Here is a 25,638-nt window from a genome sequence, read left to right as displayed (position 1 = left end):
CGGCGTTCGGGGCCACCGCTACCCGACATTTGTCGGAAACGCCTCGATCGACACAGAGCGGACGTCCGAAGACATTCCGCACCGCCTGTCCCTACCATCGGGCCTTCTTGGGGCTGGATTTACGGTCCCTTGACCCCCCGATGGGGCCGGCTTTTCGGCCCCTCCCGCCCTGATCGTTAGGGGAAGGTTTGCCGATGTCTCTGCCGCACCGGATGACGGGCCCTGTGGCTCCGACCGCGTTCCGTACTCGGAGATCAGCGCGTCGCGGCGCCGCCGCGCTGGGCCTCGCCGCCGCCATGACCCTCGCCGCGGTCGCCGCGACCCCGGCCGCGGCCGGGGCGGCCGCCCCCGCCGGACCGGTCTTCCAGGACGGCATGGCCCAGCCGGTGTTCTCGTCCAACCGCAACGACTGGATCCGCGAGGAAGTGTGGATCGAGACCCCGATCGACAGTGACGGCGACGGCCGCAACGACCGGGTGCACGCCGAGGTGACCCGGCTCAAGGAGACCGAGACGGCCGGCCTGAAGTCTCCCGTCGTGTACGAGGCCAGCCCCTACTACGCCGGAGGCAACGCGGTCGCCAACCACAATGTCGACCACGAGCTCCACGAGGCGCTCCGGCCGGGCAAGGGCTGGTTGAACCGCGGCGGTCCGGTGAAGGATCCGGCGGCCGACGAGCGGCTGGCCGCCGCCGCCGGCGTGGACGAGGCGGCCGCCGCCGACGCCGGCCCGGCGGGCACCGGCCCGCAGCCCGCCATCAGCACCAGCCACGAGGCCAACTGGCTTCCTCGCGGCTTCGCGGTGGTCCACGCCGAGTCGCTGGGCAGCGGCAAGTCCGACGGCTGCCCGACCACCGGCGGGCGCAACGAGACGATCGGCGCGAAGTCCGTCGTCGACTGGCTGAACGGCCGCGCCAAGGCCTACGACGCCGCGGGCCGGGAGGTCCACGCGACGTGGACGACCGGCAAGGTCGGCATGATCGGCACGTCGTACAACGGCACCCTGCCCAACGCGGTCGCGAGCACCGGCGTCGAGGGCCTGGAGGCGATCGTGCCGATCTCGGCGATCTCCAACTGGTACGACTACTACCGCGCGAACGGCGCCGTCGTCGCCCCGGGCGGCTACCAGGGCGAGGACACCGACGTGCTCGCGGAGTACGTCTACACCCGCGCGGACAAGCAGATCTGCCGGAACGTCATCGAGGATCTCGCGAAGGCGCAGGACCGGGTCACCGGCGACTACAACGCCTTCTGGGACGAGCGCAACTACATGAACGACGTGGGCAAAGTCCACGCCGCGGTGCTGGTCGCGCACGGGCTCAACGACTGGAACGTCAAGACCAAGCACGCCGCGCAGTGGTACGAGGCGCTCAAGGCGCGCGGGGTGCCGCACAAGATCTACCTGCACCAGGGCGGCCACGGCGGCTCTCCCAGCGTCGACGTGCTCAACCGCTGGTTCACCCGCTACCTCTGGGGCTACGAGAACGGCGTGGAGAACGACCCGCGGGCGCTGATCCAGCGGGAGGACAGGACGCTGGTGAACTACCCGGAGTGGCCCGAGCCCGCCGCCGCGGACACCGAGCTCAACCTGGCGCCGGGCGACGGCGGGGCCGCCGGTGAGCTCACCCTCGACCGGACCCGCCAGGGCAAGCCGGTGACCGAGACGATCGTCGACGACGCCACGAAGCGGGCCCAGACGCTCGCCGACGCCGCGACCTCGCCCAACCGCCTGGCGTACAAGACGGGGGCGCTGACGGGCGCGGTCCGCCTCAGCGGCACGCCGCAGGTGTCGCTGCGGATGTCCTTCGGCCGGCCGGCCGCGAACGTCACGGCGCTGCTCGTCGACTACGACCAGAACGGCAAGGCGAAGATCATCACCCGGGGCTGGACGGACCCGCAGAACCGCAAGTCGATCTCGCGGACCGAGCCGGTCAAGCCGGGCACCCCGTACCGCATCGACGTCGACCTGCAGCCGCACGACTACGTCTTCGCCGCGGGACACCGCATCGGCGTCGTGCTGCTGTCGAGCGACTACGAGTACACGGTCCGGCCCGCTCCCGGCACGACCCTGTACCTGGACACGACGAAGAGCACGGTCACGCTGCCGCTCGTCGGCGGGGCGGCCGCGCTCACCGCGGCGAACGGCTGACCGGGACCGCGACACGCGAGTGACCGCCGAGCACAGGCCCGCCCGCCGCAGAACGCGGCGGGCGGGCCTTTTCACGTCGGGAGAGGGCCTGGTCAAGGCCGACCCGGTTGGCACGAGTGGTCCCGCTGAACGCGCGGTCGATGTCGAGACGGGAGGCGAGACGACGGGGCCCCGTCAGGTGTCGCCAACAGACGGGGGTTCGGCGAAGGCGCCGGCGGACGCGGCGAGGGCGGCGGTTCTGGCCGCGTGCTCGGGCAGGTGGGGGTCGGGTGGTGTGCGGAGGAGCAGCAGCTGGTGGTACAGCGGCGCGGTGGAGGCGATGAGCAGTGGCCGAGCGTCGGTGGGCGACGGGAGTTCGCCGCGCCGGACCGCCCTGCTGACGATGATCTCGCACCGGGCGTAGCGGTCCTCCCAAAGCCGCTGTTGGGCGCGGTCGGCTCTCTCGGAGCGGAACGAGGCGGCGATCAGGGCTGTGACGACCGGCGGCTGCGCAGTCAGGGCTGCCTGGATCTCATGGTTCAGCGCTGCCAGGTCGCCGACCAGCGAGCCGGTGTCCGGCGGTTGCCAGTCGTCCTCGCCCGCCGCGTCGAGGACGTCGGCGAGCAAGCCGCCGACGTCTCCCCAACGCCGGTACACCGTTGCGCGGTTCACGCCCGCGCGCGCGGCGACGGCGTCCATGGTGAGCCCGTCATAACCGTGCTCTCCAAGCTCTGCGAGGACCGCGTCGAGTACCTGCGTACGAATACGGGCGGTACGGCCACCGGGCCGGCGCCGGGTCGGTGGCGCGGGCCGGTCGTCCTCCGGTCGTGGTGCTGAGGGAGTCATCGCGGGTAATCCGGTTTGCCGGTGGGACGGCGTCATGTCAGTATCTTAATGCATCAGTTGTCGCACTAGTGGAGCTATCGATGTTCTTCCGGGCATTCGCCCGGTCATGCGGCCTTTGACGGTCGCCCTGCTGTGTCGGCCCTGGCAGGCCGCTCATCCTGCCGCGCACGCGACTCCGGCTTCCCGTGCCAAGGCCTGACGTCTCTCAGGCTCGCAGACAGCTCCAGGAAGGAAACGATTCGTGATGTCACCTGTTCCCGCCGACCCGACCGTGGTGCATCCCATGCCCGAGGAGCCGCGGGTGGTGCTGCTGAAGCCGCTGGTCACCTCGCCGCTGATCGAGGTCGGGGAGTTCTCCTACTACGACGATCCGGATGATCCGACCGCCTTCGAGACCCGCAACGTGCTCTACCACTACGGGCCGGAAAAGCTGGTCATCGGGAAGTTCTGCGCGTTGGGCGAGGGCGTGCGGTTCATCATGAACGGCGCCAACCACCGCATGGACGGCCCCTCGACGTTCCCTTTCCCGATCATGGGCGGTTCCTGGGCCGAGCACTTCGACCTCATCACCGGCCTGCCCGGACGGGGTGACACCGTGGTGGGCAACGACGTCTGGATCGGCTACCGGTCCATGGTGATGCCCGGCGTCCGCATCGGCCACGGAGCGATCATCGCCTCCGGTTCCGTCGTCGTCGACGACGTCCCCGACTACGGCATCGTCGGGGGCAACCCGGCCAGGCTCATCCGCCGCCGCTACAGCGATGCGGACATCGACCGCCTCCTCGCTCTGGCCTGGTGGGACTGGCCGCTCCAGCACATCACCGAGCACATCCGCACGATCATGTCCGGGAGCATCGACGACCTGGAGAAGGCGGCGCCCGAGCTCCGGAGCCGGTGATCGACTCGCGTTCCAGCACCCCACAGTTCCAGCACTTCGGAATCGAGCCATCAGCATGCCTGCTTCGTCCCACCACAACCCGTTCGCCCGCTGGCTTCGCGGCCATGCCGTCCCGCTCACCCACCTCGACCCCGAGGCGCCGCTCGATGACCTGGAGCCGCTACGCGACATCATCGGCGACGCGCGCGTCGTCGCGCTCGGTGAGAACTCCCACTTCATCACCGAGTTCTCACTCATGCGCCGGCGCATCCTGCGGTTCCTGGTCGAGCGCTGCGGTTTCACCGTCCTGGCCTTCGAATACGGCTTGAGCGAAGGCTTCCCCCTTGACGCCTGGGCCCAGGGGGAGGGAACGGATGATGATCTGTCGGCCCATCTCGCCGAGGCGATCCCCGTGGGAGTCGATGAGCCGCTGCGCTGGATGCGCCGGCACAATGCCACAGCCTCCAAGCCGGTGCGTTTCGCCGGGATCGACATCCCGGCGGCCGGTGGATCCTTGGTTCCCGCCCTGGCGCCGGTCGCCGACTACCTCCGCGAGATCGATCCCGAAGCCCTACCGGTCATCCAGACGGCGATGCGGATCGCCGAATCGTTCGCCGGCGCCTCCGCGGCCTCGGCCGCACCGGCCTGGACACGCCTGGCCACCGCCGAACAGGACGCCCTCAGCGCTGTCCTGATGCGCCTGCTCATCCGGTTCCGCGCCGTCGAAGCGCTGTACCTTTCCCGCGGCGACCAGCGCAGCTATGACATCGCCCTGCGTCGCCTCGAAGCCGCGTGCCACGCCGACTACGGCTTCCGCGCCATGGCCGGCCTCTACGCCGGAAACGGGCTGACCGCCGACACCTCGGCCCGCGACGTCTACATGGCCGAGTCGGTCCTGTGGCATCTGGAGCGCCTTGAACCTGGGACCCGGGTCGTGCTGGCGGCCCACAACGCCCACATCCAGAAGGTTCCGATCTCCTTCAACGGTCACCTCACGGGCCTGCCGATGGGACAGCACCTGCACCGCGTTCTCGGCGATGAGTACTTCGCCCTCGCCCTGACGAGTCCCACCGGACACACAGCCGACATGCGCCCCGACGAGAGCGCGCGCTTCGGCTTCGCCATCGACGACACCGCGTTGGAGGCACCCGAGCCGGGAAGCGTCGAAGCCGCCTTCGCCGATGCCGGCCTGGGGCTCGGCATCGCCGACCTTCGCCGGGCACGCCGAGAGGTCCCCGGTGACGCCGGTCTCGCCCTTGGCCCCGACCGCATCCGGATTCAAAGCGCCTACGTGCACACCCCCGTCCTCGACGCGTTCGACGGCATCCTCACCACCCCGACCTCCACCGTGGCCGACGACGTCAAAAGTTGAGGGAGCCGGTTCCTCCATGCCGTCAGGGTGAGGTCCACCCGCACCCGCCATTGAGGCAGGGTGGGTGCCTGGAACCGAACGACACGATTGGAAGGGCATCATCGATATGAAGCATCACGATCCCACCCCGGCCACGCCGCCGCCGGGTCGGCATCACGCCGACGTGATCATTGTGGGTGCCGGCCCGACCGGTCTCATGCTGGCCGCCGAACTGCTTTTGGCCGGTGTGCGACCGCTGGTACTTGAGCGGCAGCCGCAGCGCCGAGACACCCCGAAGGCCGGTGGCCTCGGCGGGCAGATCCTGGAGCTGCTGCGCTACCGAGGCGTGCTCGAACGATTCGAAGCAGCCTGCACCAGCCCTGTCCCGGCTCCCCGGTTCCCGTTCGGCGGTGTGCACCTGGACTTCACCCAGTTGGCGGATCCCCCGCTGCACGCCCTGCCGCTCCCGCAACAACTGCTTGAGCGGCTGCTCGACGAACGTGCCGGCGAACTCGGTGTCGACCTCCGCCGCGGACACGAGGTGGTCGGGGTGAGCCAGGACGATGCCGCGGTGACCGTGGACGTGCGGGGCCCGGACGGGCCGTACCGGATGGTCGCCCGCTACCTCGTGGGCTGCGACGGCGCACGGAGCCCGGTCCGTGACCGGGCCGGCATCCCGTTCCCCGGCACCACCTATCCGGAGGTCAACCGGCTGGCCCAGGTCACCCTGCCCGATGCGGTGACCGTGCTCGGCAACGGCGATCTCGACGTCCCCGGCTTCGGCGTGATCCGCGCGGGTTTCACCCGGACGGACCGCGGTCTCCTCGGAGTCGGCTCATCGCCTGGCTCCAAGGTCGTCTCGCTCTATACCATCGAGGACGAGAGCGCCGAATACGACGACGACATCCCGATGACTCTGTCCGAACTCCAGGACAGCGTCCGCCGCGTGCTCGGCGTGCGTCTGCCCGTGGGAGAACCGATTCGGCTGTCGCGCTTCACCTTCAAGGCTCGGCAGGCCGAACGCTACCGTGACGGGCGGATCCTGCTCGCCGGTGATGCGGCGCATCTGTTCCCCGCCACCGGTGTGGCGCTCAATGCCGGCATGCTCGACGCGGTCAACCTGGCCTGGAAGCTGGCCGCCGACATCCACGGCTGGGCGCCGGCCGGTCTGCTGGACACCTACCACGGCGAACGCCACCTCGCCGGCGCCCGCACCCTGCTGCACACCCGGGCTCAGGTGGCACTGCGGCGTGGGCACGACGCGGCCGCCGAAGCGCTCCGGGAAGTCTTCCAGGAGCTGCTCGCCGACGAGCAGCCGTTGCGCCGCATGGGAGCGCTTGTCGCCGGCGCCGACATCCGCTACCCGATGCCCGGCTCCGACCACCACACGCTGGCCGGCGCCTTCGCCCCCGACCTCACGCTGCACACCGACCAGGGGATGACCAGCGTCGCGGAACTCATGCACACCGCGCGGCCCATCCTCCTCGACCTCGCCGACCGCCCGGACCTCCGCCGGACCGCCCGAGACTGGCGGCATCGCGTCGACGTCCACACCGCCAAGACCGACCACCGGCCGGCCGACGCCCTGCTGATCCGTCCGGACGCCCACATCGCCTGGGCCGCGACCATCGATGAGCCCACCGACGTCGCCGCGCCCGCGCTGCGAGAAGCACTCTCCGGCTGGTTCGGCACGCCCTGAAAACGACGACCGGATCGCCACGCTGAGGGCTGAATGACACGCTGCCCGGCTCGGTTCACGATCGTTTCGATCCGGGCCGGGCCGGGCGGCTCAACCGTCCCGGCGGCTCTTCCAGCGGAACGTCAGCAGGCACAGGACGAAGCCCCCGACGACCCAGGCGGCCAGGACGAGCGCCACCCGGCCCAGCTCGTAGCCGCCCGTGACCTCCAGGACCGCACCCTTGTCCCCGAGGAACACCGAGCGCATGCCCTGGCACAGCCACTTGAGGGGGAAGACGGCGGACAGCCGCAGCAGCCACTCCGGCAGGTCGGTGAACGGGATGAAGACGCCGGAGATGAACTGCAGCACCACGAACGGCATGGTGATCAGCGCGGTGGCGCCGCGGGCGGAACGCGGCACGCTGCTCGCGGCGATGCCGAGCAGCGCCGACGCGGCCAGTCCCAGCGTGAACACCCAGGCGAACGTCAGCCACGGCCCGGGCGACGCGGGCAGCTCGACGTCGTAGAACAGGACGCCGGCGACCAGCAGGACCGCGACCTCGACGGCGGCGATCACCAGGACGCTGAGGATCTTGCCGATGAAGTAGGCGCCGCCCGGCATGGGCGTGCCGGTCAGCCGCCGCAACGCCCCCTCGTCGCGTTCGACCGCGATCGTGATGCCGAGGTTCTGGAAGCTCACCGCCATGATGCCGGCGCCGATGAGTCCGGTCACGTAGACCTGGGAGACCGTCACCTGGGTCCCGTGGTACTGAACGGAGAAGATCGACGCGAGGATCACCAGCATGACCACGGGAAAGGAGAAGACGAACACGAGCTGGTCCCGCTCGCGGAAGAACATCTTCAGCTCGATCGCCGCGCGTGCCAGCCCGAGGCGCAGCGCTCCTCGGGACCGCGCCCGCGGCTCCGGCCGGGGCGCGTCGGCCGCAGGGGCGCCGACGGTGGCGGGCGCCGTGTCACTCATCGGTGGCTCCGATCAGCTTGAGGTAGACGTCTTCGAGGGTGGGCCGCGTCACCGTGAGCTGGGGCACCTCGCCGTCGAACTCGCGGGCCAGGTCGAGGACGACGCGGGTGGGGGTGTCGGTCTCGACCGTGCGCGGGCCGTCCGCGCTCATCCACTGGACCGAGGTGGCCGCGACCGCGCGCCCGCCCAGCGTGCGCGGCTCGCCCTCCGCGACGATCCGGCCCCGCGAGATCACCGCCAGCCGGTCCGCGAGGGCCTCGACCTCCTCCAGGTAGTGGCTGGTGAGCAGGATCGTCGTACCCTCGCCCGCGAGTCCCTGGATGAGATCCCAGAAGCGCCGCCGCGCCTCCGGGTCGAAGCCGGTGGTCGGCTCGTCGAGGAACAGCAGCTCCGGGCTCCCGATGATGCCGAGCGCCACGTCTAGGCGGCGCCGCTGGCCGCCCGAGAGGGCGCGGATCCGGGTCCCGGCCTTCTCTGTCAGGCCGACCTGGTCGATCACCTGCTCGGGGTCGCGCGGGTTGCGGTAGTACATGGAGAAATGCCGGACGGTCTCAGCGACGGTCAGCTCCGGGGTGTCGGCGGCGGTCTGCCAGACGATGCCGATCCGGTCGCGCCAGGAGCGCGCGGCCCGATGCGGATCGGTGCCGAGGACGCTGACCTCACCCTCGTCGCGCCGCCGGTGCCCCTCCAGGATCTCGACCGTGGTCGACTTCCCCGCGCCGTTCGGGCCGAGCAGGCCGAACACCTCGCCCGCGGCGATGTCGAGGTCGATGCCGTCTACTGCGGCGACGTCGCCGTACCGCTTGCGCAGCCCGCGTACCCGCACAGCCATCGTCACGGCGTTACCCCTCTCACCTGGGGAAAGACACGGATTGAGGGTATTTGCGGCTGATCGTGGGGGCAATGATCGTGGCGTGTTCTCGCCATCTCGCCCTCCGGGTCACCACGCGACCACGGCGTCGAGGAGGGCCTGGCAGCCCAGTACGAGCTGTCTGTCGGGGGTGTGCTCGGCGGGCGCGTGGCTGACCCCGGAGCTGCTGGGCACGAACAGCATGGCCGTCGGCACGTGGCGGCTGAGCACGCCCGCGTCGTGCCCGGCGTAGCTCACCAGGCGGTCGTGTGTCACGCCGAGGCGTTTGCAGACCTTCTCCAGGTGGTCGCACAGGGCGGGGTCGAACCGCGCCTCCGGCTTGCGCGAGAGGACCTCGACGACGGCGACGCACCCCTCCTCCCGCGCGACGCGCGCCGCGTGGGCGCGCAGCCGTTCCGCGCACGCGTCCAGCGCGGCGCGGCCGGCCGCGCGTAACTCGACGACCAGCCGCGCCGCGCCGGGGATCACGTTCGGGGCTCCGGGGAGCACCTCCACGCAGCCGACGTTCGCCACCATGCCCGGGTCGGCCGCCGCGGCGATCTCCCTGACCTCGACGAGCACCCGGGCGGCGGCCCGGCCGGCGTCGGCGCGGCCGTCCATGGGCGTCGTCCCCGCGTGGTTGGTCTCGCCGGTGAGCGTGACGGCGTACCGGTCGATGCCGACGATGCCCTCGACCACCGCCAGGTCGAGCGCGGCGCGCTCCATCCGCGGCCCCTGCTCGATGTGGAGTTCCAGGAACGCGGTGATCTCGGCGAGGTGGCCGCCGGAGCAGAACGCGGTGGAGCCGACCAGCCCGCCGCCGGAGGTGGGGGCCGCGCCCTCCTCGTCCCAGAAGCTCACGATCTCCAGCGTCTCCGCGGCGGGGTGCCCCGCCTCCCGCAGCGTACGGAGGACCTCGAGCGCGGACAGCACGCCGTACGCTCCGTCGAGCCGGCCGCCTCCGGGGACACTGTCGGTGTGGGAGCCGGCGAGCAGCCACGGGCCGGAGCCGCCGGGCGTCCGGCCGAAGACGTTGCCGATGTCGTCGCGCCAGGCGACGCACCCCGCCTCGGCGATGCGCCCGGCCAGCCAGTCGCGGGCCGCCAGGTCCGCCGCCGACCCCGCGACCCGGTCCACCCCGCCGTCCGCCCGGCCGCCGAACGCGGCGAGGGACGCGATGTCGGCGAGCAGCCGCTCCGCCGAGATCCGGGTCACCACCGCCCACCGCCCGCGGCCCACTCCAGTACGGCGGCCGCGCTGTGCATCTTGTTCTCCGCCTGCTCGAACACGATGCTGCGCGGGCCGTCCAGCACCTCCGCGCTCACCTCCTCGCCCCGGTGGGCGGGCAGGTCGTGCATGAACAGGGCCATCGGATAGCGCGCCATCAGCTCCCGGTTCACGTGGAAGGGTGCGAAGACGGAACGCCAGTCGGGGTCGGGCTTGGACGTGCCCGTCGTCTGCCAGCGGGTGGTGTAGACGACGTCCACCTCGCCCGGGAGGTCCCCCATGTCGTGCCGTTCGGTGAGGTGGGCGCCGCTCGCCGCGACGTACTCCTTGGCCCTGAGCGCGATGCCGGGCGCGAGGCCGTACCCGGGGGGTGTGCGCAGGTGCAGCTCCGCGCGCGGGAACCGGGTGAGGGCGAGCGCGAGAGCGGCGGCGGTGTTGTTGCCCTCCCCGACGTACAGGACGCGCAGCCCGGAGAGCGAGCCGAACCGGAGCTGCATGGTGGTCAGGTCGGCCAGGGCCTGGGTGGGGTGCTCGTCCGCGCTCATGGCGTTGATCGTCGCCATCCGCCGCTGCGCGGCCAGCGCCGCCATCTCCTCGGGCGGCCCGGCGGTCCGGACGACCAGGACGTCCAGCATCCTGGACAGCACCCGGCCGGTGTCCTGCAGGGTCTCTCCGGTGTTGAGCTGCAGGTCGTCCGGACCGTACGCGATCACGCCCGCGCCGAGGCGGATGGCGGCGCTGGAGAACGCGGTACGCGTACGGGTCGAGGTCTTCGTGAAGTAGACGCCGACGACGCGTCCGCGCAGGATGCCCTCGATCGGGGCGCCCGCGGCGATGGCGCAGCCGCGTTCGACCAGCGCTTCGAGGTCCTCGTCGGAGAGGTCGGAGAGAGAGATCAGATGGCGGGTACGGTCACGTCCTGGCTTCATTGGGGGTCACCTCACCGGCGATGCGAACGAGAAGGTCGACGTAGGGAGGGTTGAAAACGCCGCGGTGGTCGCAGCCGAGGCGGTGGAGGGTCAGCCCGCCGCCCGCGAGCGCGCGCCATCGGTCCAGGTACTCGGCGTAGGGCCGGCGTCCGGTCACCGTGTGCCGCCCGCTCACGCAGTCGTCGCTCACGACGAGCCGCAGCGGGATCGGCAGCGGCGGGAAGCGGTATTCCGCGGTCGCCTGGTCGAGGGTCCGCCACAGCTCTATCTGGGCGTCGAGCGCCTCGAAGTCGTCCCTGGTGGCGGTGATGCCGAGCTCGGCGAGCAGCTTCCTGGCCCGGTAGGCCGTGACACCGCGCGCGAGCCGGGTCCGTCCGGGCTCCCGCAGCAGGGTCTCCAGCAGGTCGAAGGTCTCGGCCCCCACGGCGCTGCCCGGGATGTCGGCCATGGGATCGACGAGGATCAGCTCCGGAGCCGGGCCGCCCGCCGCGATGAGCTGGGCGGCTATCTCCCAGGCGATCGTGCTCCCCGACGACCAGGCGAGCAGGCGGTACGGCGGAGTCTCCGCCGCCCGGATCTGCCCCACGTAGTGGGCGGCCAGCCGTACGACGTCGGCGGCGTCGTCGAGGCCGGGCACGACGAACGACGCGACGGGGCGCGACAGGCGCTCGGCGAGCGGACGGTACCAGTGCGACGCGCCGCCCGCCGGATGGACGACGAAGAGCGGCGCCGACTGCTCGCGGGCTCCCACGCGCGGCGGCGTCGGCCGCCGGTTCAGCCAGACGAGCGGCCGGGCGGCCTCGGCTCCGTCGACCCGGCGCGCGAGCGCGCGCACCGTGCGCAGTTCCAGGATGTCGTGGGCCCGGACGGGGAGCCCGCGCCGGTTCGCCAGCGCCACGGCGCGGAGGGTCAGCAGCGAGTGCCCGCCCAGCTCGAAGAAGTCGTCCTCGACGCCGACCGGGGAGAGTTCGAGAACCTCCTGCCAGACCTCGGCGATCGCCGCCTCCGTCGGCGTGGCGGCGGGAAGCGGGTCGCGCGCCGCGCTACCAGCCCCCGAGGGTTCCGGCAGGGCGGCCCTGTCCAGCTTGCCGTTGGCCGTCAACGGCACCGCCGCGATCTCCACCAGCCGCCACGGCACCATGTACACCGGCAGCCGCTCACGCAGCCACGCCAGCGCCTCCGCCTCTCCCGGACCGCGCCGCCCGGCCGCCCCTGCCGATCCGGGCGAAGAAGGCGGTGCCGATACGTCGGACAGAGCAGGCGCGGCGCCCTCGAAGACGACCGGCGGTTCCGGGGCCGGGACCACGTAGCCGACCAGACGGCCGTCAACGGCGATCACCACCGCGTCCGACACCCCGGGATGCTCCGCCAGCACGGCCGCGACCTCGCCCGGCTCCACCCGGTAGCCCCGGATCTTCACCTGCTCGTCCACCCGGCCGAGCAGATCGAGGTCACCCGACTCCAGCACCCGGCCCACATCACCCGACCGGTACATCCGCGACCCCGGCGGACCGTACGGATCGGGGACGAACCGCTCGGCGGTCAAAGCCGGACGGCCGCGATAGCCCCGCGCCACCCCGACGCCACCGATCATGATCTCGCCCGGCACACCGGTGGGCCGCGGCTCGTACCAGCGGTCGAGCACCCGCAGGGAGGCTCCGGGCATCGCGCGGCCGATGGGCGCCCGCGCGCCGTCCGCCCCCTCGGGCACGGCGAACGTCGAGCACGCCACCGTCGCCTCGGTCGGGCCGTACTCGTTGACCACGACGGAGTCGGGCGCGACCTTGCGCCACCGCTCGACCAGCGAGGGCGCGAGCGCCTCCCCGCCGACGAGCCAGGCCCGCGCCAGCCCCGCCGCGCCGCCCGGCGGCACGGTCTGGCAGAGCGCCTCCAGGTGGGACGGAGTCAGCTTCACGAAGTCGTACGGCCCGGACTCGGCCAGCGCGGGCCCGAGGTCCGCCACGTCCAGGTCCGGCGGCAGCAGGTGGACCGGCTCCCCTGCCACAAGAGGCGCGAAGAGCGTGGTCACCGCCATGTCGAACGCGACCGACGAGAACAGCGGCGCGCCGCCCCTCCCCTCGCAGTGGCGCAGGTACGAGGCCAGATTCCGATGCGTGATCTCGACGCCCTTGGGCCGTCCGGTCGAGCCCGACGTGTAGATCACGTACGCCAGCGAATCCGGATCGACCGCGACCGGCACCGCCTCGGCCCCGTCGGCCAGCCCGCCCGATGCGACCGGGACCGCCCCAGCCGCACTGTCCGGCGCGTCTTCCGGACGCCACGACAGGCACTCCTCCGGAGTGACCACCACGACCTCCGGCGCCCCTTCGGCTTCCTGGACGGCTCCACCTGCATGAGGCTCCCGATCGGCGGCGATCAGGACGCGGGCGCCCGCGTCCGCCAGCAGAGCCCACCGCCGGGCCGGCGGCCACGACGGCTCCACCGGCAAATACGCCGCCCCCGCGTACCACACCCCCACCAACACCGGAAGCAGATCCACCCCACGCTCCAGGCACACCCCCACCAGGGACTCCGGACCGACGCCCAGCCGCCGCAACCGGCCCGCCACCCCACGAGCCCGCCGATCCAACTCCCCGAACGACAGCGCCCCACCACCGGAAACCACCGCCACCGCATCCGGGACCGCCACCGCACGCGCCGCCACCAAATCCGGAGCCGACCGCCACTCCCCGACCACGCCGCCGTCCCGTAAGGCCACCGCCGACACCGCCTCAGAGGCGCCTTCCACGCCACCCTCCACGGCGTCGTCGGCAGGGAGGTAGGCGGCGAGCGCGTCTCCTTCCGGGTCCTCCGCCATGGCGGTGAGGACACGTCGGTACATCTCGGCCAGCCGGGCCGCGGCGGCCGGGCCGACGTCCCGGCGGCGGGCGGTGAGGGTGAGCGTCCCGTTGAGCGTCGTCACCTGAAGCGCGAACTCGTTGGGGGTCTCCCCCGTGCTCTCCGGCAGATCCACGACGTCGGTGTCGATGACGTGGAAGTCGAGGTAGTTGAAGAAGATCGGGAGCAGCTCCGCCCCGCCGGCCCAGCGCCGCTGCATCTCGGGGAACGGGAAGCGGCGGTGCGGCCACAGGTCCACCTCGCGCGCGAACACATCCCGTACGAGGTCCCGCCAGGTCGGGGCGTCGAGCCGGAACGGGAACGGCACGATGTTGAGGAACATGCCGTGGACGCGGTCGGCTCCCGCCGCCTCGGGGCGGGCGTCGCACACCAGGCCGGTGTGGAAGGCGGTGTCCGGGGTGAACGCGCTGAGCACCTTGAGGTGCGCCGCGAGCAGCACGCTCTTGAGCGGCACACCCGCCGAGGAGGCGAGCCGGGCCAGCCCCTCGTACGCATCGAGAAGATCGACCCGTACCTGATCGACCTCGTCGCCCGCCGTCGCGTCCGCCCAGTCGGCCGGTACGGCCCAGCGCGCGTGGGTGGTGAGCTGCCTCTCCCAGTAGCCCTCGTCGTCCGGGGACGCGAGGGCGGCCACTTCGGCCGCGACGAAGTCGGCGTACCGGACGGCGGGGAGGGGACGCTCGGGCGGTTCCCGGCCGTCCCTGAGCGACCGGTAGTCGTCCAGCAACTCCATCAGGAGCGTGTGCTGGCTCCATCCTTCGACGATCGCGTGGTGGAGGGTCATCCCGAGCCGCCAGTGGCCGTCCTCCTCCACCTGGGCGAACAGCCGCAGGAGCGGGGCGCGCTCCAGCTCCACGGGCGTCTCCCACTCCCGCGCCAGCCACCGGGCCGCGTCCTCGGCGCGCTCGCCGGCGGGCAGGTGCCGTACGTCCCGCACGACGAGCCGCGGGTCGGCGGCGGCGTGGACGACCTGCATGGGCGTCGAGAACGTGGAGAGGTCGATGGACGTGCGCAGGTTCTCGTGCCGCTCCACCGCCCGCGCGACGGCGGCCCGCAGCGCCTCGGCGGAGAAGGGCGCCTCGTCCCGGACGCCGAAGCTGAAGACGTCGTGGTAGTAGCGCGCCTCGGGGTGGGCGAGCGACTGGTACACCATGCCCGCCTGCACCTGGGAGAGCGGGTACGCGTCGACGGCGTCGGCGGGGATCAGGGCGAGGTCGTCCGGTCCGAGCAGGGCGAAGGGGGCGACGGCCGTGTGCTCCCCCGCCGTGGGGCGTTCGTCGGCCAGGCGGGCGAGGCCGGCCACGGTCCGCCGCTCGAAGAGGTCGCGTACGGACACGTCGAACCCGGCGGCGCGCAGGTCGCCGACGAGGGCGACCGCGCGCAGGGAGTCGCCGCCGAGCTCGAAGAAGTCCTCGCCGGTCCCGATCGACGAGCGGCCGAGGACGCGGGTCCAGAGGCCGAGCATGCGCGCCTCGGCCTGGGTCTCCGGCGGGGTCGCCGCCCCGGACCCGGCCGCCGGATCGCCGGGATCGATCTCGGGCAGGGCCCGCCGGTCCGTCTTGCCGTTCGGCGTGAGCGGCAGCCGCTCCATGCCCACGAAGAGCGCGGGCACCATGTGGGACGGCAGCAGGGACGCGCAGTGCCCACGGAGCTCGGCCGCGAGCGCGCCGCCCTCCCTCGTGTCGGCCGAGCCGGCCGCGGGATCCGCTCCAGCGGTTCTCTCGGCGGTCCGGTAGGTCACGTAGGCGACCAGCCGCCCGTCCCGCACCACCACGGCGGCCTCGCGGACCGCCGGATGCGCCGTGACGACGGCTTCGACCTCGCCCGGCTCGATCCGGTAGCCGCGCAAAGCGATCTGGTCGTCCACCCTGCCGAGGAATTCGAGGCCGCCGTCGCCGCGGAGGCGGGCGCGGTCGCCGGTCCGGTAACGACGCGAACCCGGCGGTCCGTACGGGTCGGGGAGGAACCGCTCGGCGGTCAGTCCCGGCCGCCCGAGGTAACCGCGGGCGACTCCGGAACCGCCGACGTGGATCTCGCCCGCCGCGCCGGGCGCCGCGAGGTCCCCGTAGCAGTCCACGACGCGGGCGCTCACGCCGTCCAGGGCGCGGCCGACGCGGCTGCCCGCCCCGCGCTCGGCCGGGTCGGCCGGGTGCCGGGTGACGTGGACGGTCGTCTCGGTGATGCCGTACATGTTCACCATCTCGACGCCAGGCCACGACGGCAGCGCGGCGGCGTCGAGGCGCTCGCCGCCGAAGACGACGAGGCGCAGGCGCAGCGCGGCCCGCCGTCCGTCGTCGGCGGAGACCGCCGCGGCCAGCCCGGCGAACGCGGACGGCGTCTGGTTGAGCACGGTCACCCGCTCGGCGACGAGCAGGTCGAGGAACTCCTCGGGCGAGCGCGAGACGGTGTACGGCACGACCACCAGCCGCCCGCCGGTCGAGAGCGCCCCCCACATCTCCCAGACGGAGAAGTCGAACGCGGCCGAGTGGAAGAGCGTCCAGACGTCGTCCGGTCCGAAGCGGAAGCCGTCCCGCGTGGCGGCCAGAAGCCGGGCGAGGTTGCCGTGGGTGACCATCACGCCCTTCGGACGGCCGGTCGAACCCGACGTGTAGATGACGTAGGCGAGCCCGTCCGGGTCGGCGGTCCGCTCCGGCGGCCCCGGCGGCCGGTCCGCCCCGGAGCCGTCCTCGTCTCCCACAGCAGCGGCATGTGGGGCGGGCTCGTCGAGGAGGAGCAGCCGCGCGCCGTCGAACGCGTCCGCGAGGCCGGAGTCGGTCACCACCACCTCGGCGCCGCAGTCGGCGAGCGTCTGCCGGAGCCGGGCCGGAGGGTGGCCCGGATCGAGGGGGACGTACGCGCCGCCCGCCTTCCACACGGCGAGGAGCGCGGGCACCAGCAGGGCGCCGCGCGGCAGGCAGACCGCCACGAGCGACTCCGGCCCGACGCCCAGCGAGCGCAGCCGCCACGCGAGCCGGTCGGCCCGCTCGTCCAGCTCGGCGTACGTGGTCGACGCGCCGCCGACGGTCAGGGCGATCGCGTCCGGAGTGACCCGTGCCCGCTCTTCGACGAGATCGACCACCAGGGAGACCGGGTCACCAGGAGAGCCACACCCCTCCGAGCCGGCCACGTCCTCGGGATCGCCCGGCGCGGCCGGCGCCTCGAGGTCCGGGAGCTCGTGCGGCGCGAGCAGGCGCAGCGCGGAGACGGGGCGTTCGGGGTCGGCCGCGATGTTCTCCAGCAGCCGCCGGAGGTGGTCCGCCATCCGGCTCACGGTGTCCGCGTCGAAGAGCGCGGAGGCGTAGTCGAGCACGCCGAACAGCCCGCCCGCGGCGGTCTCCTCGAACTGGAGGTTGAGGTCGAACTTGGCCACCGACCCGCTGGTGAGCAGGGTCTCGGCCTTGAGCGTCCCGTACTCCCCCTCGCTCGTCTCCTCGTTGTGCAGGCCGAACATCACCTGGAACAGCGGGTTGCGGGACATGTCCCGCTCGGGCTGGAGGTCGTCCACCAGCCGTTCGAAGGGCAGCTCCTGGTGGTCCAGCGCGTCGAGCACGGTGAGGCGGGTCGCGTCGAGCAGTTCGGTGAAGAGCGGGTCGTCGTGCCAGCGTCCCCGGATGACCAGGGTGTTGACCGTGAAGCCGATCATTCCGGAGATTTCCGGCATGGTACGTCCGGCCACCGGGGTGCCGACCGCGATGTCCCGCTGCCCCGAGTACCGCGACAGCAGCACCTGGAACGCGGTGAGCAGCACCATGAACAGCGTCGCCTGCCGTTCGCGGCCGATCCGGCGCAGCCGTTCGGCCAGCTCCGGCGGCACGCGGAACTCGACCTTGCCTCCGGACCAGTCGCGTACGGCGGGGCGCGGCCGGTCGGTGGGCAGCTCCAGGTGGGGCACACCGCTCAGCCGCCCGTGCCAGAACTCCAGCTCCCGGTCGAGCAGCGGGCCCGAGATCCGGCTCCGCTGCCAGGAGGCGTAGTCGGCGTACTGGACGGGGAGCGGGGGCAGGTCCGCGAGCGGGTTCTCGTGCCCGAGGGCGTACGCGAGATACAGGGCGGGCCATTCGGTGTTGATGACGCCCTGCGACCAGCCGTCGACGGCGATGTGGTGGTAGACGGCGAACATGACGTGGTCCTCGTCGTCCAGCCTGCCCAGCCACGCCCGCACCGGCCACTCGTGTTCCAGCGAGATCGGCGTCCGCGCCTCACGCTCGAACACCTCGAGCGCCGCGGGCAGCCGCTCGTCGGCGGGAAGACCGGTCAGGTCCGCCTCCCGCACCGGGAACGCGCGCGGCTCGTCCACCACCTGCGCGGGCTCGCCGTCCACGACGACGTAGCGGGTGCGCAGGATCTCGTGCCTGATCACCATGGCGTCCCACGCCCGCCAGACGGCGGTCGCGTCCAGCGGCCCGCGCAGCCGCAGCGCCATCGGCACCAGGTACTCGGGGCTGGCGGGGTCGAGCCGGTGGAGCAGCCACAGCCGCCGCTGCCCGAACGACAGCGGGAGGGGCGCCGACCTGTCGGCCGGCGGGATGCCCTGCCGCTTGCGCCGCGCCCCGGCGAGCCTTCGCCGGATCAGGTCCTCGCGCAGGGCCTCGGTGTCGTTCGCCGTCATGCGCGGTCCTCGTCGTAGGCCAGCAGCTCGCCCTCTGACATCTGTTCGACCTCGGCTCTGATCGCGTCCTCGACCGCAACCGCGAGCGCCGCGATCGTCGGCTCGGCGAAGAACGTACGGAACGGGATGTCCACCTCGAACGCCTCGCGGATGCCGCCGATCACCCGGATCGCGGTGATCGAGTCGCCGCCCGCGGCGAAGAAGTCGTCGTGGACGCCGGGGTCGTCGACCGCGAGCAGCTCCGCCCACAGCTCGGCGACGATCTCCTCCGTGGCCGTACGCGGGGGCTCGTGGGCGGCGGCGGGCGAGGCGTCGCCCGGCGCGGGCAGCGCGGCCACGTCCACCTTGCCGTTGTGGGTGAGCGGCACCGCGTCAACGGTCACGACGGCGCCGGGCACCATGTAATCCGGCAGGTGGGCACGGCAGTGCCGGACGAGGTCCTCCCCCGCCGCCTCGCCGTCCGTGACGACGTAGGCGGCCAGCCGCACGCGTCCGCCCTGCTCGAACGGCACGACCACGGCGTCGCGCACCCCGGCGTGCGAGCGCAGCACGGCCGCGATCTCGCCGGGTTCGATCCGGTAGCCGCGGATCTTGATCTGCTCGTCCGCCCGGCCGTGGAACTCCAGCTCGCCGTCCGCGGTGAGCCGGGCCAGGTCGCCGGTCCGGTAGAGGCGGCCGCCTCCCGGGGCGGGGACGAACCGCTCGGCGGTCAGCCCGGGCTGCCCGAGATATCCGCGGGCGACCCCCGGCCCGCCGACGTACAGCTCGCCGATGACACCCTCCGGGACCGGCCGCAGCTCGGCGTCGAGGAGGGACACGCTCGCCCCGGCCATCGGCCGCCCGATCGGCATGACGCCCGCGCCGTCCGCGCGCACCCGGTGGTTGACGCAGGCGACGGTCACCTCGGTCGGACCGTACTCGTTGACGATCGGCGTGTCCGGCGCGAGCGCGTACCAGCGGGACGTGGTCGCGTACGACAGCGCCTCTCCGCCGACGGCGAGCAGGCCGGCCAGCGCGGAGGCCTGCTCGGGGGTGAGCTGATGGCAGAGCAGCTCCAGATGGGCCGGGGTGAGGTTGAGCATGGCGTACGGCCCGGTGTCGGCGAGCGTGCGGCCGAGCCGCGAGAGGTCGAAGTCGTCGGAGAACATGCGCACCGAACTCCCCAGCACGAACGGCGGGAGCAGCCCGGACACGGGGTGGTCGAAGGCGACCGAGGAGAACAGCGGCGTCCCTCCGCTTCCCCGGTGGTACCCGACCGCCTGCGAGACGTAGCCGGCCAGGGCGCGGAGGGTGATCTGCACGCCCTTCGGGCGTCCCGTCGAGCCGGAGGTGTAGATGACGTACGCGAGGTTGTCGCCGTCCACCTCGCGTGGCGGGGCCGTCCGCGGCGTCCCCGGCGGCGGTTCGGGAGAGAGGACCTGGAATCCGGCCAGATCCTCCGCGTCGAGGTCGGTGATGACGATCCGGGCGCCCGCGTCGGCGAGCATGAGGCGGCGCCGTTCGGCCGGGAAGGCCGGGTCGAGCGGCAGGTACGCGCCCCCCGCCTTCCAGACGCCGAACAGCGCGGGCACCAGGTGCTCCCCGCGGGGCAGGCAGACGCCGACGACGCTCTCCGGCCCGGCCCCGCGCTCGCGCAGCAGGTGCGCCAGGGCGTTGGCCCGCGCGTCCACCTCGGCGTACGTCAGGCGGCGGTCGCCCGCCAGGATCGCCGGCGCGTCCGGGGTGGCCCGCGCCCACGCCTCGAACGCGTCGAGGACCAGCGGTGCGTCCGGCAGCGGGGGACCCTCGACGGCGCCGGGGCCGTCCAGCACCTCGGCCAGCGCCACCGGGCCGCCGGGATCGGCGGCGACGTGTTCAAGGAGCGCGACGTACCGGCCGGCCAGCCGTTCCACCGTGGGCCGGTCGAAGATCACGGTGGCGAACTCCAGCCGGCCGAGCAGCGCTCCGTCGGCCAGGTCCTCGACGTAGCCGCTGAGGTCGAACTTGGCCACGGGAGAGTCGGGCACGATCTGGGTCACGGTCAGCTCGTCCAGGTCGATGCGGAGCGAGTCGTCGGTCTGCGAGCCGAACATCACGTCGAAGAGCGGCATGCGCGACGGGTCGCGCTCGGTCTGGAGCTCCTCGACCAGCCGCTCGAACGGCAGCTCCTGGTTGTCCATCGCGCCGAGCATCGCGTCCCTGGCGATGTCGACGAGCTGGGCGAACGTGGTGTCGTGCCGCCAGCGCGACCGGATCACCAGCGTGTTGACCAGGAAGCCCACCACCTGGTCCAGTTCGGGACGGGTACGGCCGCACACGGCGGTGCCGACGGCGACGTCACGGGTGCCGCAGTGGCGCCCGAGCAGCGCCTGGAAGGCGGCGAGCAGGACCGTGAACAGCGTCGTGTCGTGCTCGACGGCGATGCGGCGCAGCCGCTCGGCGGTGTCCGCCAGAACGTGGAACGGCACGGTGCCGCCGGTCCCGCCGCGCACCGGAGGCCGGGGCCGGTCGAGCGGCAGCCGCAGCCGGGGCAGGTCGGCGAGCGTCTCCCGCCAGTAGCCGAGGATCCGGTCGCGGAACTCGCCGGTGAGCCGCTCCCGCTGCCAGACCGCGTAGTCGGCGTACTGCACGGGCAGCTCGGGCAGGTCCGGCGTCCGGCCCTCCGCGTACGCGGCGTACACCGTGCCGAACTCGGCGCCGAGCAGCGCGTTGGACCAGACGTCGCAGACGATGTGGTGGAGGACCACGACGAGCAGGTGGTCGCCCTCCTCCAGCCGCGCGAGCCGCACCCGCACCGGCCACTCCCGCTCCAGCGCGAACGGCGTGCGGGAGACCTCGTCCGCCCAGCGCAGCGCGTCGGCGGTGGACAGCTCGCGGTACTCGAAGTCGATCGGGCCCGGGTCGTCGATGACCTGCATCGGCTCGTCCCGGATCACGACGTACCGGGTGCGCAGCACCTCGTACCGGTCCACCAGGGCCTGCCACGCCCTGCGCGTGATGTCGGGGTCGAGCGACGGGGGCATCCGCATGACGGTGGGCACGAGGTATTCGCCGCCCTCCGGGTCGATGCGGTCGAGCACCCAGAGCCGCCGCTGGCCGAAGGAGAGCGGCAAGGGGCCGCCGCGCGGCGCGCGCTCGATCGTGGCCCGCCTGCCCACCCGGGCGCCGGCGAGCCGCCGCTGGACCAGTTCCTCACGGAGCACGTCAGTCATGACCGTCTGCCTTCCTGAGTCCGCGCGTCGGCCGCGACCTCCGCGTCTGTGAGCAGCGCAACCTGGGCGCGGATCTCCGCCTCGATCACCAGGGCGAGCCGGGCGACCGTGGGCTGCTCGAAGAGCGTCCGGAACGCCAGTTCCACCTCGAAGATCTCCTGGATCCGGGAGAGCAGCCGCACCGCGAGGATGGAGTGGCCGCCCAGCTGGAAGAAGTCGTCGTGCGGGCCGACCCGGTCCACGCGGAGCAGCTCGGCCCAGATTTCGCACAGCAGCCGCTCGGCGGGGCCGCGCGGCTCCCGGTCGATCGCGTCGGGCGAGGCGTGCTCCGGGGCGGGCAGGGCGGTCCGGTCGAGCTTGCCGTTGGCGGTCAACGGCACCGCCGCGATCTCGACCAGCCGCCACGGCACCATGTACGCCGGCAGCCGCTCACGCAGCCACGCCAGCACCTCGGCTTCCCCGGAAGTCGGCGCGGCCGGGACCACGTAGCCGACCAGGCGGCCGTCGACGGCGATCACCACCGCGTCCGACACCCCGGGATGCTCCGCCAGCACGGCCGCGACCTCGCCCGGCTCCACCCGGTAGCCCCGGATCTTCACCTGCTCGTCCACCCGGCCGAGCAGATCCACGTCTCCCGACTCCAGCACCCGGCCCACATCACCCGACCGGTACATCCGCGACCCCGCCGGCCCGTACGGATCAGGGACGAACCGCTCAGCCGTCAAAGCCGGACGGCCGCGATAGCCCCGCGCCACCCCGACCCCACCGATCATGATCTCGCCGGGCACGCCGACCGGGCACAGGTCCAGCCACGGGTCGAAGACGCGTACAGAGGCGCCCGGCATCGCGCGGCCGATGGGCGCCCGCACGCCGTCCGCCCCCTCGGGCACGGCGAACGTCGAGCACGCCACCGTCGCCTCGGTCGGGCCGTACTCGTTGACCACGACGGAGCCGGGAACGACCTTGCGCCACCGCTCGACCAGCGACGGCGCGAGCACCTCCCCGCCGACGACCAGGTGGGCGGTCCCGGGCACCGGGCCGGACGAGAGCACCGCCTCCATGTGACCGGGCGTCATCTTCACGAAGCCGTACGGCCCGGACTCGGCCAGCGACCGGCCGAGCGTGGCGGGATCCACGTCCGGGGGCAGCACGCGGACCGAGCCTCCGGCCACGAGGGGCGCGAAGAGCGCGGTGACCGCCATGTCGAACGCGACCGAGGAGAGCAGCACCGAGCCTCCGGCCGCGTCGTACCGCGCGGCGGCGTCCAGGAGATAGGCGACCAGCGAGCGGTGGCTGACCTCGACCCCCTTGGGCCGTCCGGTCGAGCCCGACGTGTAGATCACGTACGCCAGCGAATCCGGATCGACCGCGACCGGCACCGCCTCGGCCCCGTCGGCCAGCCCGCCCGATGCGACCGGGACCGCCCCAGCCGCACTGTCCGGCGCGTCTTCCGGACGCCACGACGGGCACTCCTCCGGAGTGACCACCACGACCCCCGGCCCCCACTCGCCCGCCCCCTCGGCGGCGATCAGGACGCGGGCGCCGGCGTCTGCGAGCAGAGCCCGCCGCCGGGCCGGCGGCCACGACGGCTCCACCGGCAAATACGCCGCCCCCGCGTACCACACCCCCACCAACACCGGAAGCAGATCCACCCCACGCTCCAGGCACACCCCCACCAGAGACTCCGGACCGACGCCCAGCCGCCGCAACCGGCCCGCCACCCCACGAGCCCGCCGATCCAGCTCCCCGAACGACAGCGCCCCACCACCGGAAACCACCGCCACCGCATCCGGGACCGCCACCGCACGCGCCGCCACCAAATCCGGAGCCGACCGCCACACCCCCGCCTCGACCTCACGTACGGGGACCGGCGCGACGTGCGGGCCGAGGCCGGACAGCCGGGCACACGGGTCGGCGGCGATGTCATCGAGGAGCCGGAGGAACCGACCGCTCAGCCGCTCGATCGTGGTCCGGTCGAAGAGCGAGGTGGCGTACTCGAACAGCCCGGTGAGCGAGCCGTCGTCCGCGTTCTCGTCCAGGTGAAGGGTGAGGTCGAACTTCGCCACGGCCGCGTCGAGCACGACGGGCGCGGCGTCCGCCCCGCCCTGCCACACCCCGCGCGTGTCGCCGTGCTCGACGGTGAACATCACGTCGAACAGCGGGTTCCTGGACAGGTCGCGCTCCGGGGACAGCTCCTCCACGAGCGTCTCGAAGGCCACGTCCTGGTGCTGGAGCGCGTCCATCACGGTCCGCCGGGTGGCGGCGAGCAGGTCGGTGTACGCCGGATCGCCCGTCAGGTCGGCGCGGATCACGAGCGTGTTGACCGTGCAGCCGACCATGCCCGCCAGGTCGGGGTGGTCGCGTCCGGCCACCGGGGTGCCGACCGCGATGTCGCGGGACCCGGTCTGGCGGGCCAGGAGCATCTGGAACGCGGTGAGCAGCGTGGCGAAGAGGGTGGCGCCCTCCCGCCGGGCCAGGTCGCGCAGGGCCCGCGCGGTGGCGTCCGGCACGGCGAAGGTCACGGTGTCCCCCGCCCAGTCGCGCGCCTTCGGGCGGGGCCGGTCCGCGGGCAGCGGGAGCGGGCCCAGCCCGGCGAGCCGGTCGCGCCAGTACGCGAGCGAGCCGCCGACGGACCGGTCCCCCTGCCACGCCGCGTAGTCCGCGTACTGCAGGCGCGGCGCGGCGGGCTCGGCATCGGTCGCGTAGCGGGCGGCGAACTCCTCGCTCAGCAGCCGGGTGGACCAGCCGTCGCAGGCGATGTGGTGGAGCACCGCGACCAGGAGGTGATCGTCCTGCGCAATCCGGAGCACCTGCACCCGCACCGGCCACTGCCCGGCCAGGTCGAACGGCCGCCGCGCCGCGTCGAGAGCGCGCCGCCACGCCTCCGCCTCGCCGCCCGCGCCGACGTCGGCCGTCTCGAACGGGACCGGACCGGGCGGATCGACGATCTGGCGCGGCTCGCCGTCCACGACGACGTAGCGGGTCCGCAGGATCTCGTGCCTGGCCGCGATGCCGTCCCACGCCTGCCGTACCCGCTCGGGACGGAGCGGGCCGCGCAGGCGGACCGCCATCGGCACGAGGTATTCGGGGCTCGCCGGGCTGAGCCGGTCCAGCAGCCACAGCCGCCGCTGGGCGGGTGACAACGGCAGCGGGCCGGTGCGCTCCACGGGCGGGATCGGCTCGGGCGCCGCCACCGGGGCGGCCCCGCCGTCCGCCACGCCGTCCGCCTCGCCGACCGTTCCGTCGTCCGGTCCGGGGGCGACGAGCCGCGCGATGCCTTCGATGGTGGGGCGGTCGAAGACGGCGCGGACCGGCAGTGCGACGCCGAACTCCTCCCGGAGCCGGGTGGTCATCCGGACCACCAGGATCGAGTGGCCGCCGAGACGGAAGAAGTCGTCGGTCACGCCGGGTTCCACGCCCAGCGTCTCGGCCCAGATCGCGGCGATCCGCCGCTCGACGTCGGTGCGGGGCGCGACGCGGACCCGCTCGCCGGTCTCCTCCGGCTCCGGCAGCGCCTTCCTGTCCACCTTGCCGTTGGCGTTGAGCGGTATCGCGGCGATCCGGATGAAATGGGCGGGCACGAGGTAGTCGGGGAGACGGTCGCGGCACCAGCCGGCCAGGTCGGGCCCCGGCCCCGCCTCCGCATCCGTGGCGCTCCAGGCTCGCCGCACGGGCTCCGCGCCCCCGGCCGCCGTCGCCCCCTCGGGGCCCGGCTCCGCTCCGGGCGTCCGGGAGGGCACCCAGTACGCCACCAGGCGGTCGCCCTTCGCGAGCACCAGCGTCTCGTGGACGTCCGGATGGGCGTTGAGCACGGCCTGGATCTCGCCGGGTTCGATCCGGTACGCCCGGATCTTGATCTGGTCGTCCGTACGGCCGAGGAAGTCGACGTCGCCGCCGGGCCGGAACCGCCCCAGGTCGCCGGTCCGGTAGAGGCGGGCGCCGGGCGGACCGTACGGGTCGGGGACGAAGCGCTCCGCCGTGCGGGCGGGCATGCCGTTGTAGCCCCGCGCCACTCCGTCGCCGCCGATGTAGATCTCCCCGATGACGCCGACGGCCACCGGTTCGAGGTTCCGGTCGAGGACGTACATCGTGGTGTTGGGGATCGGACGGCCGA

Annotated in this window: 12 protein-coding genes (1 of these 12 cut by a window edge); 4 read left to right on the top strand and 8 right to left on the bottom strand. The window is 72.9% G+C overall.

All coding sequences use genetic code 11. The annotated features are described in order from the left end of the window. Positions 1-194: 194 nt before the first annotated feature. Positions 195-2,147, top strand: a complete 1,953-nt coding sequence (locus AWQ68_RS25180) for a Xaa-Pro dipeptidyl-peptidase (protein ID WP_218007019.1) — start codon at positions 195-197, stop codon at positions 2,145-2,147. Between the two features lie 174 nt (positions 2,148-2,321). Here AWQ68_RS25180 and AWQ68_RS25175 read toward each other — a convergent pair whose 3' ends face one another. Beyond that, entirely contained in the window at positions 2,322-2,972 is a 651-nt protein-coding gene (locus AWQ68_RS25175) for a TetR/AcrR family transcriptional regulator (protein WP_066944354.1), read from the bottom strand. Between the two features lie 244 nt (positions 2,973-3,216). Between AWQ68_RS25175 and AWQ68_RS25170 the strand changes: the two genes are divergently transcribed. The 3 genes from AWQ68_RS25170 (at position 3,217) to AWQ68_RS25160 (ending at position 6,899) form a co-directional block, all read left to right on the top strand. Continuing rightward, positions 3,217-3,870 (top strand): CatB-related O-acetyltransferase, encoded by a 654-nt coding sequence (locus AWQ68_RS25170; RefSeq protein ID WP_066944350.1) that lies wholly within the window; start codon positions 3,217-3,219, stop codon positions 3,868-3,870. Between the two features lie 55 nt (positions 3,871-3,925). After that, complete coding sequence (locus AWQ68_RS25165; RefSeq protein WP_066944348.1) at positions 3,926-5,221, top strand: erythromycin esterase family protein; 1,296 nt, start codon at positions 3,926-3,928, stop codon at positions 5,219-5,221. A gap of 163 nt (positions 5,222-5,384) precedes the next feature. Next, entirely contained in the window at positions 5,385-6,899 is a 1,515-nt protein-coding gene (locus tag AWQ68_RS25160; protein WP_245656076.1) for an FAD-dependent monooxygenase, read from the top strand. 90 nt (positions 6,900-6,989) lie between these two features. On the opposite strand, the gene AWQ68_RS25155 is transcribed toward AWQ68_RS25160, so the two are convergent. The 7 genes from AWQ68_RS25155 to AWQ68_RS25125 form a co-directional block, all read right to left on the bottom strand. Continuing rightward, on the bottom strand, positions 6,990-7,859 hold the full coding sequence (locus tag AWQ68_RS25155) for an ABC transporter permease (protein ID WP_084464382.1): 870 nt from the start codon (positions 7,857-7,859) through the stop codon (positions 6,990-6,992). Further along, complete coding sequence (locus AWQ68_RS25150) at positions 7,852-8,691, bottom strand: ABC transporter ATP-binding protein (protein WP_066944552.1); 840 nt, start codon at positions 8,689-8,691, stop codon at positions 7,852-7,854. The genes AWQ68_RS25155 and AWQ68_RS25150 overlap by 8 nt, the downstream gene beginning before the upstream one ends. Before the next feature lie 108 nt (positions 8,692-8,799). Further along, positions 8,800-9,924 carry a Zn-dependent hydrolase gene (locus AWQ68_RS25145; protein ID WP_066944548.1) on the bottom strand — a complete coding sequence of 375 codons (1,125 nt, stop codon included), beginning with the start codon at positions 9,922-9,924 and terminating at the stop codon, positions 8,800-8,802. Continuing rightward, positions 9,921-10,865 (bottom strand): ornithine carbamoyltransferase, encoded by a 945-nt coding sequence (locus tag AWQ68_RS25140; protein WP_066944344.1) that lies wholly within the window; start codon positions 10,863-10,865, stop codon positions 9,921-9,923. Before AWQ68_RS25140 ends, AWQ68_RS25145 begins: the two co-directional genes overlap by 4 nt. Next, positions 10,849-18,333: a non-ribosomal peptide synthetase gene (locus tag AWQ68_RS25135; protein ID WP_066944342.1), complete on the bottom strand. Its 7,485-nt coding sequence runs from the start codon at positions 18,331-18,333 to the stop codon at positions 10,849-10,851. The genes AWQ68_RS25140 and AWQ68_RS25135 overlap by 17 nt, the downstream gene beginning before the upstream one ends. Beyond that, positions 18,330-21,524: a non-ribosomal peptide synthetase gene (locus tag AWQ68_RS25130; RefSeq protein ID WP_066944340.1), complete on the bottom strand. Its 3,195-nt coding sequence runs from the start codon at positions 21,522-21,524 to the stop codon at positions 18,330-18,332. Before AWQ68_RS25130 ends, AWQ68_RS25135 begins: the two co-directional genes overlap by 4 nt. Continuing rightward, positions 21,521-25,638: the 3' end of a non-ribosomal peptide synthetase gene (locus AWQ68_RS25125; protein WP_066944335.1), read on the bottom strand. Its footprint extends 5,776 nt past the window's final position; 4,118 of the gene's 9,894 nt are visible here — the last part of the coding sequence; its start codon lies beyond the right edge, outside the window — the gene reads right to left on this strand; its stop codon occupies positions 21,521-21,523. The genes AWQ68_RS25130 and AWQ68_RS25125 overlap by 4 nt, the downstream gene beginning before the upstream one ends.

Origin of the sequence: Microtetraspora fusca, assembly GCF_001570365.1 — a bacterium.
Lineage (GTDB): Bacteria > Actinomycetota > Actinomycetes > Streptosporangiales > Streptosporangiaceae > Microtetraspora > Microtetraspora fusca.
The sequence above is the reverse complement of the archived record's forward strand: the minus strand, read 5'-3'. Positions and strand labels throughout refer to the sequence as shown.